The following is a 16,749-nucleotide window of genomic DNA, read 5'->3' as shown; positions in this document are numbered from 1 at the left end:
TATGTTAGACTCAACAACTGAAAATCAAAATAAGAAAACACTACCCGCCTACTTTGGTGAGTTTGGTGGCATGTTTGTCGGTGAATTATTAGTACCGGCTTTAGAGCAACTTGAACAAGCATTTATCGAATCACAAAGTGACGAAGCGTTTTTACAAGAGTTCAATAAGTTACTTACCAGTTATGCTGGTCGACCAACGCCACTAACCTTATGTCGTAATATTGTAAAAAATCCTTTAGCGAAAATTTACTTAAAACGTGAAGACCTACTTCATGGCGGCGCACACAAAACCAACCAAGTATTAGGCCAAGCATTATTAGCAAAACGCATGGGTAAAACTGAAGTTATTGCTGAAACTGGGGCTGGCCAACATGGTGTTGCCACGGCAATTGCTTGTTCATTACTGGGGCTAAAATGTAAAGTTTATATGGGCGCTGTAGATTGTCAGCGTCAACAACCGAATGTTTTTCGCATGCAATTGATGGGCGCCGAAGTTATCCCTGTCACCGCAGGCAGTGGCACTTTAAAAGATGCGGTCAATGAAGCATTACGTGATTGGTCAGCTAACTATGAAAATGCACATTACCTATTAGGTACTGCGGCGGGCCCGCACCCTTTCCCTACCATAGTTCGTGAATTTCAAAAAATGATCGGTGAAGAAGCTAAGCAACAATTATTAGCAGAAGAGGGTAGCTTACCTGATTACGTCATTGCGTGTGTTGGCGGCGGCTCCAATGCTATTGGGATGTTTAATGATTTTATTGGTGATGAAGGTGTCAAACTTATTGGCGTTGAAGCTGGTGGTAAAGGCATTAATACTGATCACCACGGTGCGACCTTAGTCGCCGGCACAAAAGGTATGTTGCATGGTAATTATACTTATATTATGCAAGATAAAGCTGGGCAAATTGAAGAGTCTTATTCGGTATCAGCTGGGCTTGACTACCCTGCTGTTGGCCCGCAACACGCACAATTAAAAGATTCTGGTCGGGCACAATATGTGCCAATCAATGACGATGAAGCTTTAGCTGCCTTTCAATTATTAGCTCGCAACGAAGGCATAATTCCGGCATTAGAATCTTCTCATGCCTTAGCACATGCGTTAAAAATGGCCGATAAGGTTACCGAAGAAACTATCTTTTTAGTGAATTTATCGGGGCGAGGCGATAAAGATTTAGCCCATGTCAATGCTATTATATCGCCAGAGACTGCTGAAAAAAGTGATGTAAAACATAGAGGAGAAGCATAATGAGTTCAGTATCGACCCTCGGTCAGCGTTATAACCAAGCTTTCGCAGCATTAGCAGAAAAAAATGAAGGCGCTTTTATTCCATTTGTTACTATTGGAGATCCTGATGCGGAGCAATCATTTGCTATCATTAAAACCTTAATTGATGCCGGCGCTGACGCGTTAGAGCTTGGTATACCGTTTTCTGATCCCAGTGCAGATGGCTTAACAATACAAATGGCAGCGTTACGGGCTTTAAAAGCCAATATCAATACCGATACTTGTTTAGAAATTCTAGCGCGAATACGTGCCTACGCACCTGAAATACCGATTGGTTTACTATTATATGGAAACTTAGTTTTTGCTCGTGGCATCGATAATTTTTATCGCGATGTTGCCGCTGCAGGTGTTGATTCGGTGCTTATCGCCGACCTACCAATACGGGAAAGTGGCCCATTTAGACAAGCCGCTGCTGCACATGGTGTTGCGCCAATTTTTATTGCCCCACCTAATGCCTGTGACGATACCTTAGCAAAAGTAGCCGAGTATGGCGCAGGTTATACTTATGTACTTAGTCGTGTAGGCGTAACAGGGACCGAAACAGAAGCGGAAATGACTGGACATAAACTGATTGATATCTTAAATAAACATCAAGCAGCTCCGTCAGTCATTGGCTTTGGTATTTCAAAACCAGAGCAAGTTAAAGCAGCATTAGCAACTGGCGCCAAAGGTGCAATTAGCGGCTCAGCGGTGGTAAAAATCATTGAAAATAATCTCAATGATCATCATGCGATGTTAAATGCATTAGCTGAGTTCGTGCAGGCAATGAAGTTGGCGACTAAATTGTAGGTAAGTTATGGCTTTAAGCTGTCAGAAGCATAAAGCCTTTTTAAACAAACAGAAATAATAAAGCCCATAAGTTTGCACTTATGGGCTTTTATGGACATTTACTCAGACCGGCTAATTAAATAACATTAGTTGCCGATTTTAGCCCAAGTATCACGTAAACCAACGGTACGATTAAAGACTAACTTACCGGCAGCGCTATCTTGTGCTGATATTTTATTATCTAAACAGAAATAACCTTGACGCTCAAACTGAAAGGCTTGCTCAGGTTTTGCTGTTGCTAAATAAGGCTCTACTTTAGCTTTATTAATAATAACCAAAGAGTCCGGGTTAATCACACTATGGAAGTCTTCTGCTGCACCAGGGTTTGGCACAGTAAAAAGACGTTCGTATAAGTGTATTTCTGCATCAAGACTTTGTTCAGCGGCAACCCAATGAATAACACCTTTAGGTTTAGTCCCGTCGGTTGGGTTTTTGCCTAAAGTTTCAGGATCATATTGGCAGTAAACTGTTATTACCTTGCCATCTTCATCTTTATCACAACGAGTTGCTGTAACAACATAAGCCCCACGTAAACGAACGGCTTTGTCTAACACTAAGCGTTTATATTTCTTGTTCGCTTCTTCACGAAAATCTTCTGCTTCGATATAAAGTTCTTTAGCGAACGGAACACTGCGCGCTCCTTGACTTTCATCGCTTGGATGATTTTTCACGGTTAGGTTTTCTACTTGCTCTTCAGGGTAATTCTCAATCACCAACTTAATAGGATCAAGTACTGCCATTGCGCGTGGTGCATTGTCATTTAAATCTTCGCGAATACAAGCATCTAATACGCTCATTTCCACGGTATTATCCATTTTTGTTACCCCAATACGCTTAGCAAATTCACGTAATGAACTTGGGGTAAAGCCTCGGCGACGAAAGCCAGCAATCGTTGGCATACGTGGGTCATCCCAACCATGCACCAACTTCTCTTCAACAAGGCTATTGAGCTTACGTTTACTCATCACAGTATATTCAAGGTTTAAACGTGAGAACTCGTATTGACGTGGCGTTGTTTCAATAGAGATATTCTCGATAACCCAGTCATATAAGCGACGATTATCTTGGAACTCTAAGGTACAAATTGAGTGCGTAATACCTTCAATAGCATCAGAAATACAGTGAGTAAAATCATACATTGGATAAATGCACCATTTATCACCGGTTTGGTGATGATGGGCAAATTTAACCCGATAGATTACCGGATCACGCATACACATAAAACTTGATGCCATATCAATTTTAGCGCGTAACGCACACTCACCTTCTTTAAAGTCACCGGCTTTCATTTTTTCAAATAGCGCCAAGTTTTCTTCAATCGAGGTATCACGATAAGGGCTATTTTTACCTGGTTGCTTTAACGTACCACGATATTCACGTGTTTCTTCAGCATTTAAAAAGCAAACATAAGCTAAGCCTTTTTCAATCAATTCAACTGCATAACCGTATAAACGGTCAAAATAATCAGACGAATAATGAATATCACCGGCCCACTGAAAGCCTAACCACTTAACATCAGCTTGGATCGAGTTTACGTAATCAATATCTTCTTTTTCAGGGTTAGTATCATCAAAGCGCAAATTACATAAACCATTGTAATCTTGCGCAATACCAAAGTTTAAACAGATAGATTTCGCATGGCCAATATGCAAATAACCATTTGGCTCAGGTGGAAAGCGTGTTTGTACTTTATTATGTTTGCCACTGGCAAGATCCGCATCGATAATTTGGCGAATAAAATTGGTTGGACGGTTTTCTACTTCCGACATCCACAGAACCCCTAAAATATTAAAATGTAAATAATGAAATTAACCATATTATATCAATAGAATTAACATCAACGCACCTAAAGAATAGTAATTCTGTCTTGAAAATAACATATATACCAGAATAAGCTTACCCAGCCTGATACTAGATTGAGTAAAATCACCACAAACAAGCGAATAATAGTTAATAAGCACTATCAGTAAAACATAACGCTTCTTGATGATTTAAGAACTACTTTGTGCTGGTTGACCTCCCTACACCAACTATAAAACTCAATAAACACATTCACATCAGATAATTATGTTGTTATCTTATCCACTATAAAATATCTTTTGTCGGTTTAAATATCCTTTCATGTCTGAATGCTCAACCCCATTAAATAACGACTCTGCTCGTGCTTTTACCTTAGAAGGCGCACAACAATGGCAGCAAAAATCTAACAGTCAAATGTTGGTGAATGGCTATTATCGCGCAGGTGCTAAAAATGCCAAACGCATTCATTTATTACATGGCACGGGGTTTTCTGCCATGACTTTAGCAGCGATGGCTTCACAATTCCCTAGCGACTGGTCTATTTGGTTAACTGACGTACCAGGTCATGGTGGCTCTACCCAACCGACAACACAAATGCCAAATTGGCAGAAAATGGCAAATACTGTCGCCGACGCTATTTACCAACAAGCTAATGTAAAAGAGGATGGTCCACTTATTGGTATTGGTCATTCAATGGGCGGTGTACTCACTTTACTTGCTGCAAATAAATACCCAGACTTATTCAGTGAAATTATTTTACTCGACCCTGTTTTATTTCAGTCAGAGATGATCATAGCGCAGCAGCTAATGCGGGTAACTGGAGTTTGGCGTCAAAGAGCTATGGTAAAATCGGTCGCCAATCGCACTGCGGTATGGCCTAACTTTGAAGCAATGAAATTAAACATTGCCAGTAAACCCTTTTATAAAACTTGGCACCCACAAGTTATTGAGGATTACTGTCGCTACTCAACCGTTAAACTTAACAATCAAGCAGATGATCTAACATTAAGTTGCGCGCCTAGTTGGGAGGCATCAATTTTTGGCTCTTATCCAAAAGGTTTATGGCAAGCAGTACGTAATATTGCTATTCCTGTGCAAATACTGGTCGCGAATAAAAGCTATTTCTTTATTCCTAAAGCGGTAAAAAGAGCCGCCAAAGTTAATAAACACATTCAATGGCAAACCTTTGGTCAATACCATTGTTTTCCAATGGAAGAGCCAACAGAAACAGCTGAAGTTATAACGAATATGCTGAGCACCAAGCGCTAACAACAAGCTATCACTGATATCGACTTTTAATCACTGTACTAAAATTTTTACTATACTTTATTTGAATTCAACTTAAGTCAATTTAAGTCAACTTTAGGCTTAGATTAAGGGGTAATCTGTCTGTTGAAATAATACATAAACCCCAGGTTACTGATGCATAAGTTATAGCAAAAAAATGGGGGGTTTTTACTCCTAATATCAACTATCAGATGAATTTAATCTATAATTTGGTCGACAATAGTAAATTAAGCAGCGGCAAGTAACGTTACTTAACAATTAATTTAAAAAGCCTTGGTGAGGAAGTTCTTGTTTAAATATATTTTCAGCTTAGTTTTTATTGGTCTTATATTTGAAGTAAAAGCTACAGACTTAAATTTAGAAATAGTCAGTGAACATTGGCCGCCTTTTATCATTCAAAACCCTGAGAATGCCGAAGATGTTTCAGGTATTGTTACGGAAAAAATCAATGCTATTTTAGCCCCGACAGAGATCGATTATACCATTAGTACTTATCCTTGGGCGCGTAGTTATCACTTGGCAACAACTAAACCTAATGTGCTTATTTACTCGATCTATAAAACCAAAAAACGTGCTCCACACTTTACATGGTTTTGCCCTATCCACCCAAAAACGCCAGTAAACCTCTATAAACTAAAAAGCAATACCACTGACATCACAACATTAACCTCACTAAAAAAAGCCATTATTGGGGTATTACGCAACGATAACAGCCATAACTATATGGTCAATAATGGCTTTGCTGTTGGTCGTAATTTAACTATCTCTGCCAATGAAGAAAGCAACATTAAAAACCTTTTAAACGGCAAAATAGATGCAGTAATTCAATCAAAGGAAGCACTGGCTTATCGTTTAAAAAATACCGAATATAGTATAGATGATCTAGACGTTGGCTTTCAGCTGCATCAGAACATGAGCACCGAGCATTGTATGGCGCTAAGTAAAAACTCATCACCTGAGCTAGTTTCGGCGCTACAAGCAGCATTTAAGGCTTGGCTAGCTCAGCAATAATCTTTAATTTTCTATTTTTAGGCTTCATTATCGTAAATTGAACGATTATGGCTCGGTAGCAGGTCAACTTGAATAGATAATAAAAGTTAAACTTAACGAGGTTCAAATGAATATTAAATCATGGCTGATATCGGCAATACTGTTTCCCTGTATAACCATTCCTTTTGCAATAGCAGCTGACTCTCAAGCGCCCAAAAAAGTAATGACGTCAGGACTAAATCATCTAGGCCTAACAGTTAAAAACCTCTCAGCCTCAAGCGACTTTTTTATCAACACTTTAGGTTGGAAGCAAGCGGGTGGTTACCCTGACTACCCTTCAGTATTTGTTACGGATGGTAAAATCTTCGTAACGTTATGGCAGAGCAAAAACCCGGAAAAAGTTGTTGAGTTTGATAGAAAAAATAATGTTGGGTTACACCACTTAGCTTTAACAGTTACTAGTGAAGAAACGCTAGAGATATTACATCAGCGATTCAAGTCAATGCCTAATGTTGTAATTGAATTCGGCCCTGAGCCTAATGGTAAAGGCCCAACTCTTCATATGATTATTCGTGAACCCAGCGGTAACCGTATTGAATTTGCCTTTACGCCACCAAAATAAATAGCACAATATGACGGTACTATTAGCCACTTTAGGCAAAAAAAAGCGCAGCTAAACTGCGCTTTTTACTTTCAGTGTAGCTAAGCTACTTACTAAATAATCCGCTTGCTAAAATTGTGCTACCACTTGTTCAACCACCATTTTAATAGCTTTGCTTGGGTTATCTTGTTCCGACGACTTAATGCGTTTAACTGCCCAACCATGCCATACTGGCTGATGACTTTTCACATCGTAAACATCGATTGCTAGCTTTCCTTCGGTATAGTTTTTAACATGATTATCATTATTTATAACCATGCCTGCGTAATAACCGTGCCCCCAATAAAAACCTCGACGGTAGCTTGATGGTAATGAATCAACTTTAACTTTATCACGACTCCCCATGGTATAAGAAATAGTGAAATCTGCTTTTTCGGCATCACTCACCAATTCATAGCCTTTCGCTATAAAAGCTTGTTCTATAGCGTTATCAATTCGCACTTTCATCACGGGATTAACATCAACAGGCTCTGCCAACACTTTATTTTCATTGAGCCAAGCAAAGGTTTTATAATGCGATGTGCTTATTTCACTATTGCGGTCAAAGTCAACTCTGGCCTGCTGTGTTGATACGCAACCCGCCATAACAGCCACAAGTGCAAACAATACAATTAATTTATTTTTTAACATAAATCCTTCCAAATAACTTTGATGTATAAAACTATAAAACCAGACTAACATAAATACTGCAATATGCTGTTGAAAAATGTTATCTCTGACTTAAATACAGGGTTTAGATATTAACAATTAACCTTAAAAATTGTCCCCTTGATATAACAATAAATAAAAACTTATAAATAAAAACTTATAAATAATACACAATTTTTCATTGACACTTGTAAACAAACCCCTTAAAACTATAGCCATACTTTTTATTATATTTATTTTCTGACATGAACTTAATTAACACACTTACTGCTCTCCTCTCTGTCGTCTTGGTCTCTCAACCAATGCGTGGACGATGTTGTGTGTAAAAAATAAAATTCCAATTTAAACAACAAACCCTCGCTCTGCAAAGACCGAGGGTTTTTTTTACACTTTATCTATAAAAATTTAATAATTGAAGGGATTACATATGACAAAAGAGCTATTTTCAGGTGCTGAACTGGTAGTAAAAACCCTATCAGCACTTAAAGTTAAATATTTATTTGGTTATCCAGGAGGCACAGTATTAGATATTTACGACGCAATTTTTCGTCAAAATGATGTTGAGCATATCTTGGTGCGCCATGAGCAAGCTGCTACACATATGGCAGATGGCTTTGCACGCGCTACTGGTGAAGTCGGCGTTGTCTTAGCAACGTCAGGTCCAGGTGCAACAAACTGTATTACGGGCATCGCGACCGCCTATATGGATTCAATTCCTATGGTGGTACTTTCAGGTCAAGTGCCTACGGGGCTAATTGGCGATGATGCCTTTCAAGAAACTGACATCGTTGGTTGTTCTCGCCCAATAGTTAAGCACAGTTTCAACTGCCGTAAAGTCGCTGACATTCCTAACACCATCGCTAAAGCGTTTTATATTGCTAGCACAGGTAGACCTGGCCCGGTAGTAATAGAGTTACCGAAAGATATACTAATGCCACAGTTCACTGCTGAGTTTACCCTAAATTCAGAAATCAATATCCGCTCATATAACCCAACAGTTAAAGGCCATCATCGGCAAATCAAAAAAGCCGTACAGGCCATCACCCAAGCTAAACGCCTAGTAATTTACTCAGGTGGCGGCGTCATTATCGCTAATGCCGCGGCACTATTAACACAGTTAGTTGAAAAACTTAATGCTCCTGTAACCAATACGTTAATGGGCTTAGGCGGTGTATCTGGCCTGCATGATAACTTTATTGGTATGTTAGGAATGCATGGTAGTTTAGAAGCCAATAAAGCCATGGCTCATGCTGATGTTATTCTTGCCTTAGGTGCAAGGTTTGATGACCGAGTGACTAATAATGTTAAAAAATTCTGTCCAAACGCCAACATTGTCCATGTTGATATTGACCCAACATCAATATCAAAAACAATTAACGCACATATTCCGGTAGTTGGTTTAGTTGATATAGTACTAGAGCAATTACTTACTGAACTTGATGAAAAACAGTTCAGTATTAACGAGCAAGAAAATCAAGCTTGGTGGCAACAAATAGCGCAGTGGCGCGCAGTAAAAAGCGTTAGCTATGAACAAACTGACGGAAAAATAAAGCCTCAACGCGTTATTGAGGCTATGTATGAAGCAACTCAGGGCGATGCTTATGTTTGCTCTGATGTTGGCCAACATCAGATGTTTGCAGCACAGTATTACCCGTTTGCTAAGCCAAGACAATGGATTAACTCAGGCGGGCTTGGCACCATGGGCTTTGGTTTACCCGCGGCAATGGGGGTTAAATTAGCCTTTCCAGATAGTCACGTTATTTGTATAACAGGCGACGGTTCAATCCAGATGAACATTCAAGAGCTATCAACTTGCCTACAGTATAATTTACCTGTGGTTATTATCTCACTGAATAATCGTTCATTAGGTATGGTACGCCAATGGCAAGATATGGTTTATGGCGGTCGTCATTCTTCTTCTTATATGGAGTCTTTGCCTGACTTTGTCAAACTAGCTGAGTCTTATGGCCATGTTGGCATTCAAATTAATGCTCTTGATGAGTTAGAAGAAAAAATACAACAAGCTTTTGCCATTAAAAACCGCCTGGTTTTTGTTGATGTACTGGTTGATGAGAATGAACATGTTTACCCGATGCAAATTCGTACCGGTGCTATTGATGAAATGTGGATAAAAAAAGGAGTTAAAGCCTAATGCGCAGAATTTTAGCAATATTATTAGAGAACGAAGCTGGATCACTTTCTCGCATTGTTGGTCTTTTTTCACAAAGAGCATTTAACATTGAAAGTTTAACCGTTGCGCCTACGGAAGATCCAAGTTTATCTCGTATTACTATCGCCACTAAAGGCAACGACAAGATACTGGAACAAATAGTTAAGCAAGTAAACAAACTCATTGATGTCATCAAAATTACTGACTTGACCGAAAGAAGCCACGTCGAGCGAGAGCTATTACTTATTAAAGTATTAGCCATGAGTGATAAATCACGAACCGAAGTTAAGCGTATAACAGATATATTCAGAGGAGCGATTATCGACATCGGTAAACAAACCTACACCATAGAGTTAACCGGTGACGCAGAAAAGCTTAATGCTTTTATCAGTACCTTAGCTAACGAAACAGAGATCATTGAATCGGTTAGATCGGGATGTGTTGGTATTGCCCGTGGTGAAAAGGCACTGAGAGTAAAGTAGCCACCTTTTAGTTCAGTGGTTAATTTAGTGATTAGTTCCAGTATTGACGCGATAATACTTAAAGCATAAATACTAGAATTTCTGTTTTAATGCAGTGTTAAGCAATATCACTTTAGCTACTCGATAAAACATAAAAAGCCAGCAAAATGCTGGCTTTTTATTCAATGCTATTACTGAGTTAATGATTAAAAAAACCTTCTACGTAACCCAACTAACATCAACAAACACAAAGCGCCTAAACCAAAGCCTGCGCCTTTTCGTTCTACTTTCTCTTCAACTTTACTACAGTCTTCAATTTCACCATTTGTTGGCTTCAATGTCACTGCACGTACCACATCTTCAAATAACTGCTCACCTTGTGAATCAAGCATCAACTCGCCTTTTGAATTACGGCGAGGTACTTTGGTTAACGCTGTTGCTGAAATCTCATTGGCATCATTAATATCTCGCGCTTCGATAATTGTATAAGCGCTATCACAAGTTAAATAATCATTTAAATCAGTAAAAGTTTTACTGGTAATGTCATAAATAAAGCCATGGGTTCTTCTCGGCGAAATTCCGCCACTGTCATTATGCGTTTCAACTTCACCTTCACCGACAATTTTACCTGCTTCATTGATTGCACGCGCCGTGCTTGAACTACCGGTAAAGAAATCATCGGGTAAAATCATTTCCATATTTTCAGCATTGGTATCTACATAGTAAAACTTAGTGCGCAGACTACCATTAACATAAGTACTAGCATGCCCTACAGCAAAACCAGCATCATTAATATCATAAGCTTTCGAACGAAAATATTTACTGTGATCATCGGTAAAGTCTTTAACTTCACCATTTTTATAAACTACGGCATAAATTTCACGACGTTCATCAGCACTCGGGCTTGTTTCATTTTCATCCCACCAACCATGCGAGAAACCAACAGCCACACCATTACTATTTACAGCTTGTGCAAGATTGGTATATTCGCGTGTATCATCTTCATGCGGAGTAACTAACTGCCCTAATGTTTCTGAGCTAACAATGCCTTGTTCATCAATAGTCCATTTAATGGCTTCAAGGTTATAAGCACCGGCAATGGCTCGCTGAACACAAATACTATAAGGTAAATCAGCAATAATTTCAGGATCAGCACAACCACCAGACTCATCCGTGATTTCATCAATACTTGTTTGATCAAGACTGGTGCTAGCATAGCCAACAGCAATGTGTGAGTCACTAATATCTAATATGGCCGACTCACCACCAAAACGGAATTCTTCAGCTAACTCAGTTTCACTTGGTGGGATAATTTCAACAATAGTGGCTCCACCGTCAGATGAGAAAAAACCTCGGGTCGTAAAGTCACGCGCCCAATAAGTGATTTCATCGCCATCGCTTTCGGTAAATTGAAAAGGTAAGAAAGGTGCTGAAGCATTACCATAAACCCAACCTTCATTAGTTATACCACTAATATAGTCTTGAGTAGAGCGAGTGTAGTCATCACTACCATCAAACTTAGTATCAAAAACATTAAGGAATTCAGTGCTACCATTAAAGTTGGTCATCGCATAGATATCACCAAATTGTTGATACAATGAATTACCTGTTCGAGTTCTAAGAAATTGAATAACCCATGAAAGATCATTTGCTGTTGGATTACCCGCACGCAAAGCTTCTTCGTTTTCAATATTTTCTAAGCCGTCCACTATCTCGTGACTACTTTCGGCTAAATCAACAATAAGATCAAAATCACCATCACCAATATACTGGTATTGTACGGGGAAGTTATAAATGTCGGTGCCTGATATTGCAGCTTCACCGTTATTATTTTCTTGTTGTGAGTAAGTATATTTTAATCCAGTAACATCACCTTTATCGATAACTTGATATGTTGCTGCATTAACGGCGGATATTCCTAATGCACTAGTAATACCTAATGCTAAAATCGATTTTACAAATTTGTTCATGTAACTACTAAACTCACTTTCGTTGTTAATCATCTAATTCTTGCCATCTAGCGTAAGCAACTTCGAGCTTTGACTCACTTTCGGCTAACTGGTTCAATATCGTATGGGTTTGTTCTGAACTCTGATTAAAAAAATCAGCGCTATTTACTTGTTCTTGAAAGTCAGCTATTTGATTTTCAAGCTCATCAATAACACCAGGCAAAGACTCTAACTCTCTTTGTTCTTTATAAGAGAGTTTTTTCTTTGTCGTTAGTTCAATTTTTTCCTTCACTTCGGCGACTTTTTCTTCAGCTTTAACTTTTTTTACCGAAGGTGCCATAGCTTGACGTTGTTTATCTTTATATTCTAAGTAACTATCAACATCGTCATAACCACCGACAATTTGCGTGATATGTCCGGTGCCATCAAAATAAAGACAACTACTTACACAATTATTGACAAAATCACGGTCATGGCTGACTAAAATAACCGTTCCTGCATAATTTGCAACGACTTCTTCTAATAATTCTAGTGTTTCAATGTCCAAATCATTGGTCGGTTCATCAAGTATTAGTAGGTTACTTGGGCGCAAAAACAGTCGAGCTAATAATAAACGGTTTTTTTCTCCACCTGATAAAGCTCTTACCGGTGTACGTGCGCGTTTAGGACTAAACAGAAAGTCTTGCAAGTAGCCTAAAACGTGTCGAGGTTTACCATTTACCACCACTTCTTGCTTACCTTCACCAACAATCTCTTGCACGGTTTTATTTAGATCAAGTGCATCACGGTGTTGGTCAAAATAAGCGATATCTAAATTAACGCCAGAACGCATTTTACCGCTAGTAGCGGTCAGTTTACCCATGATCATTTTAATCAAGGTCGACTTACCCGTGCCATTAGCGCCAATAAAGGCTAAACGGTCATTACGGCTGATCAATAAATCTAAATTCTTGATCACTGCTTTGCCGTCAAATGCTATCGATAGGTCTTCCGCTTCAAATACTAACTTACCTGATCGATCACCTTGGGTGATATTCATGGTGCTTTGATTACGAACATCACGACGAGCTTGGCGCTCGTTTCTGAGCTTTTCAAGTGCTCTTACTCGGCCTTCATTTCGTGTGCGACGTGCTTTAACACCTTGGCGTATCCAAACTTCTTCTTCTGCTAAGCGTTTATCAAATAAGGCATTTTGTTGAGTTTCAACTTGTAAATCATGCGCTTTTTGCTCAATGTACAGATCGTAATTACCTGGGTAGCTTTTCAAAATACCGCGGTCAAGATCTATAATACGAGTGGATACGCCACGAATGAATGCCCTGTCATGACTGATAAACAGTATGGTGCCAGCAAAGTCTTTCAAAAATGTCTCTAACCATAAAACACTTTTAATATCTAAATGGTTAGTTGGTTCATCAAGTAGTAAAATATCTGGCGCCGTCACCAAGGCTTTTGCTAGTGCCAGTTTACGCAACCAACCACCAGATAAGTCGCAAATTTTATCATCAGCATTGAGCGCTAACGTTGTCATTACCGTTTCTATACGCTGTTCATCTTGCCAAGCGTTTGCTAACTCAAGTTGTTCCTGAACACGCGACAGTTTGGTCAAGTTCTCTTCAGACGGATCATCAGTAACATCTTGAATAGTAACATGATAGCGTTTTATCAGATCCGCATTTTCTTTTACGCCCTGCGCAATATAATCAAACACACTGATATCAGACGACTCTGGTGGATCTTGCTCTAACATCGCCACTTGCATCGTACTCGACTTCAGTACTTGGCCATCATCTAATGTTTGAAAGCCCATTAGCACTTTCATTAATGTCGATTTACCAGCGCCATTTCGACCGACCAAACAAATGCGTTCGCCTGTTTGTATACTTAGGTCGGCTTTATCTAAAACCTTGTCTTCACCAAAGGCTAATTCACCTTGTGAAATACGAATTAATTCCATAAATTACAACAACTCCAAAATTTGTGCTTGCTCAAATGGCCAAAATAGCTTTTTGTTATCTGATAAACGCTCTAACACTGGGATACTAATACGGTACAACTCAAGTAGCTTTTCATCATCAATAATATCGATAACACTAATATCCTCTGCTGGCATTTGTGCCTGACAGAGTGCCAAGGCATCGTCACACAAATGACAGCCCAAAGTGCCATATAGATTAAACTTAACTGACATCTTAATTAACCTTACGTGTAATCAACCAACTGTTATGAATATGCTTATTACGTTGAAAGTCTTTATCGCGAGTTTTATCACTCATTTCTTGTACGTTAAGCCCTAATGCCGCAATAGCGTCAAAATCCATTTTAAAATTACGCTTATTATTGGTGAACATTAATTCACCGCCTGCTGCAACCGATTTCATGCCGTCGGTAATTAAGCTTACGTGATCACGCTGTACGTCAAAGCTTTCGCCCATACGCTTTGAGTTTGAAAATGTTGGCGGGTCAATAAACACCACATCAAACTTCTCATCATTATTTTTTAGCCACTGTAAACAGTCTGCTTGCACAAATTGATATTTATGACCGCTAAGGTTATTTAATAAGAAATTGTCTTGTGCCCAACTCAAATACGTATTCGACATATCAACCGTAGTAACTTTGCTAGCACCATGTAATGCCGCTTGCAAAGACACTGAACCGGTATAAGCAAATAAATTCAATAACGATTTACCTTTTGATTTTTTTGCTACTATTTGACGTGTTTTTCTGTGGTCAAGAAAAAGCCCAGTATCGAGATAATCCCACAAGTTAACTTTAAGCTTGGCACCATACTCATCAACAACCATTGATTTTTTGGTTTGTTCAACACGTTGATATTGCTCTTTGCCCTTCTGTTTTGCTCGGGTTTTAATAATGACTTTTTCTGTAGGAATACCAAGTACCTTAGGTGCAAAATAAACCACTTCTTGTAATCGCTTAGCAACTTTATCAGGATCAATGATCGATGGCGCACTGTACTCATGAATAACTAGGTGATCACCATAAACATCTACTGCCACATTATACTCAGGAATATCAGCGTCATATAAACGATAACACTCTATTCGCTCTTGCTTTAACCAACCTTTTAAATTTTTCTTATTTTTCAATAATCGATTAGCAAATGCTGAATCTTTCTGATCAAACTCAGCATTAACATTGCTGCTAGCCACTTGCTTATCATCTAAATTGTAAAGCGCAAACTGACAGTCTAATGGGCCATTTTTAAACTTATAACGTTTAAAAGTCACCATTTTCATCATAGCTAACAGCTCAACATTGGCCGTTAACACAGCGACACGCCAATTAACAAAATGAGATTTAAACTTTTGCCCTAACAAAGCAAAACTTTCCACTAATTCAGGCAGCTCACCAATTCGCTCACCATAAGGTGGGTTAAATAATATCGTTCCTTTTGGGCCAAAGGCATTTTTTATATCGTTAGCATTTTTACAAGAAAACTCGATAAAGCGTTGTATGCCAGCATTTTTGGCATTCTGTTGTGCCGTTTTTAGCACCCTGCTGTCTAAATCGATTCCGAAGACTTTGGTTTTTAATTGCGTTAAACCCACATGTGATTGCTCTATAGCTGCAGACTTCGCGGCTTTAAAATCATCATGTTGATGTCCTAGCCAATGATCAAATCCCCATGCAGCTCTATCAATACCTGGCGCATAACCTGCCGCCATTAATACCGCCTCAATGACTATCGTACCTGAACCACACATAGGATCTACAAGTGGTTTAGAGGTATCCTCTAACCAACCTGAACGGGTGATCATAGCCGCAGCCAAATGTTCTTTTAGCGGAGCGGCACCGGTATTTTCACGATAACCTCTTTTAAACAGCCCGCGGCCAGAAAAATCTAAGTAAATAGCGACTTTTTGCTTTAACAATCGCGCTTGAAAACTCACCTGCGGTGACGATTTATCAACCGATGGTCTGTCTTCGCCTAAATCACGAAAATGATCAACCACAGCATCTTTAACGGTAAGTGCACCAAACTGGCTATTTCTAATTTCATCACTGGTACCAACAAAATCAATAGCAAAAGTATGATCAGCAGAGAATTGCTGCGACCAAACAATTGATTTAGCTGCAGCATAAAGCTCATCTTTATTATTCGCATCGCCTTCGCCGAGTTTTAGCAATATACGAGTTGATAAGCGTGAATGTAGACAGATGTGATATGCGTGCTCAATAGTTGAGGTAAAATACACACCTTCAGGCTTTTGAACAACTTGCTCAGCGTTCAGATCTTTAAGTTCTTGTGCCAGTAATATTTCTATGCCTGGAGAGGTTAATGCTAAAAATTGCTGCATAAAGGTTTTCCAATCTAATTTATGCCCGCGATTATAAACAAAGACACGCTGCACTTATAGGCATTTTACAAATTAGCGTAAACTATATAAACATTTGCTATTTATTTACCAGCATTTACCGCTAACAACCTTTGAGCGATTGAATTTCGAGCAATTAAGACTCAATAAACAAACGATAATGAAATAGATGCAATAAAAGCGAAAATTAATCTCAAAACAGGTTGCAAATCATCGAAGGTATCCTTATTATACGCCTCGCTTTCAGGCAAGCTCCACAGGACAAACCTTTAAGTATTCTTAAGTAGAATTAAAACAACTTGGCTTACCTACTTTATGTAGGTCATTC

At 39.0% G+C, this 16,749-nt stretch carries 13 protein-coding genes; 7 read left to right on the top strand and 6 right to left on the bottom strand.

Annotation, left to right across the window (positions count from 1 at the left end):
* Position 1: 1 nt before the first annotated feature.
* Together trpB and trpA are read left to right on the top strand one after the other, a co-directional pair.
* Positions 2-1,249 carry a tryptophan synthase subunit beta gene (gene trpB / locus B0169_RS04900; RefSeq protein ID WP_077284826.1) on the top strand — a complete coding sequence of 416 codons (1,248 nt, stop codon included), beginning with the start codon at positions 2-4 and terminating at the stop codon, positions 1,247-1,249.
* Complete coding sequence (trpA, locus tag B0169_RS04895; protein ID WP_077284825.1) at positions 1,249-2,076, top strand: tryptophan synthase subunit alpha; 828 nt, start codon at positions 1,249-1,251, stop codon at positions 2,074-2,076. The genes trpB and trpA overlap by 1 nt, the downstream gene beginning before the upstream one ends.
* A 125-nt stretch (positions 2,077-2,201) precedes the next feature.
* Here trpA and glnS read toward each other — a convergent pair whose 3' ends face one another.
* A complete protein-coding gene (glnS, locus tag B0169_RS04890; protein WP_077284824.1) occupies positions 2,202-3,884 on the bottom strand; it encodes a glutamine--tRNA ligase in 1,683 nt (560 codons plus the stop codon).
* A gap of 352 nt (positions 3,885-4,236) precedes the next feature.
* On the opposite strand from glnS, the gene B0169_RS04885 reads away from it, so the two are divergent.
* From B0169_RS04885 to B0169_RS04875, 3 genes are all read left to right on the top strand, one after another.
* On the top strand, positions 4,237-5,184 hold the full coding sequence (locus B0169_RS04885; protein WP_077284823.1) for an alpha/beta fold hydrolase: 948 nt from the start codon (positions 4,237-4,239) through the stop codon (positions 5,182-5,184).
* Positions 5,185-5,490: 306 nt separating this feature from the next.
* Positions 5,491-6,213, top strand: coding sequence for a substrate-binding periplasmic protein (locus tag B0169_RS04880; RefSeq protein ID WP_158077052.1), 723 nt, complete (start codon positions 5,491-5,493; stop codon positions 6,211-6,213).
* Positions 6,214-6,319: 106 nt separating this feature from the next.
* Positions 6,320-6,814, top strand: a complete 495-nt coding sequence (locus tag B0169_RS04875; RefSeq protein WP_077284821.1) for a VOC family protein — start codon at positions 6,320-6,322, stop codon at positions 6,812-6,814.
* Positions 6,815-6,922: 108 nt separating this feature from the next.
* Here B0169_RS04875 and B0169_RS04870 read toward each other — a convergent pair whose 3' ends face one another.
* The gene (locus tag B0169_RS04870) at positions 6,923-7,483 is read right to left on the bottom strand and encodes a DUF4136 domain-containing protein (protein WP_077284820.1); all 561 of its coding nucleotides are present in this window, start codon (positions 7,481-7,483) and stop codon (positions 6,923-6,925) included.
* 445 nt (positions 7,484-7,928) lie between these two features.
* Between B0169_RS04870 and B0169_RS04865 the strand changes: the two genes are divergently transcribed.
* Together B0169_RS04865 and ilvN are read left to right on the top strand one after the other, a co-directional pair.
* A complete protein-coding gene (locus B0169_RS04865) occupies positions 7,929-9,653 on the top strand; it encodes an acetolactate synthase 3 large subunit (RefSeq protein WP_077284819.1) in 1,725 nt (574 codons plus the stop codon).
* Complete coding sequence (gene ilvN, locus B0169_RS04860; RefSeq protein ID WP_077284818.1) at positions 9,653-10,153, top strand: acetolactate synthase small subunit; 501 nt, start codon at positions 9,653-9,655, stop codon at positions 10,151-10,153. The genes B0169_RS04865 and ilvN overlap by 1 nt, the downstream gene beginning before the upstream one ends.
* A gap of 185 nt (positions 10,154-10,338) precedes the next feature.
* Here ilvN and B0169_RS04855 read toward each other — a convergent pair whose 3' ends face one another.
* Genes B0169_RS04855 through rlmKL form a run of 4 tightly spaced genes read right to left on the bottom strand, consistent with a single transcriptional unit; the run spans position 10,339 to position 16,403 of the window.
* Positions 10,339-12,102 (bottom strand): DUF3466 family protein, encoded by a 1,764-nt coding sequence (locus B0169_RS04855; protein WP_077284896.1) that lies wholly within the window; start codon positions 12,100-12,102, stop codon positions 10,339-10,341.
* A 25-nt stretch (positions 12,103-12,127) separates the two neighbouring features.
* Positions 12,128-14,038, bottom strand: a complete 1,911-nt coding sequence (gene uup / locus B0169_RS04850) for an ATP-binding cassette ATPase Uup (protein ID WP_077284817.1) — start codon at positions 14,036-14,038, stop codon at positions 12,128-12,130.
* Between the two features lie 3 nt (positions 14,039-14,041).
* Positions 14,042-14,272 (bottom strand): glutaredoxin family protein, encoded by a 231-nt coding sequence (locus B0169_RS04845; protein ID WP_077284816.1) that lies wholly within the window; start codon positions 14,270-14,272, stop codon positions 14,042-14,044.
* 1 nt (position 14,273) lies between these two features.
* Complete coding sequence (rlmKL, locus tag B0169_RS04840; RefSeq protein WP_077284895.1) at positions 14,274-16,403, bottom strand: bifunctional 23S rRNA (guanine(2069)-N(7))-methyltransferase RlmK/23S rRNA (guanine(2445)-N(2))-methyltransferase RlmL; 2,130 nt, start codon at positions 16,401-16,403, stop codon at positions 14,274-14,276.
* Positions 16,404-16,749: the final 346 nt, after the last annotated feature.

The sequence above is a fragment of the Cognaticolwellia aestuarii genome, assembly GCF_002000025.1.
GTDB classification, from domain to species: domain Bacteria; phylum Pseudomonadota; class Gammaproteobacteria; order Enterobacterales; family Alteromonadaceae; genus Cognaticolwellia; species Cognaticolwellia aestuarii.
The sequence above is the reverse complement of the archived record's forward strand: the minus strand, read 5'-3'. Positions and strand labels throughout refer to the sequence as shown.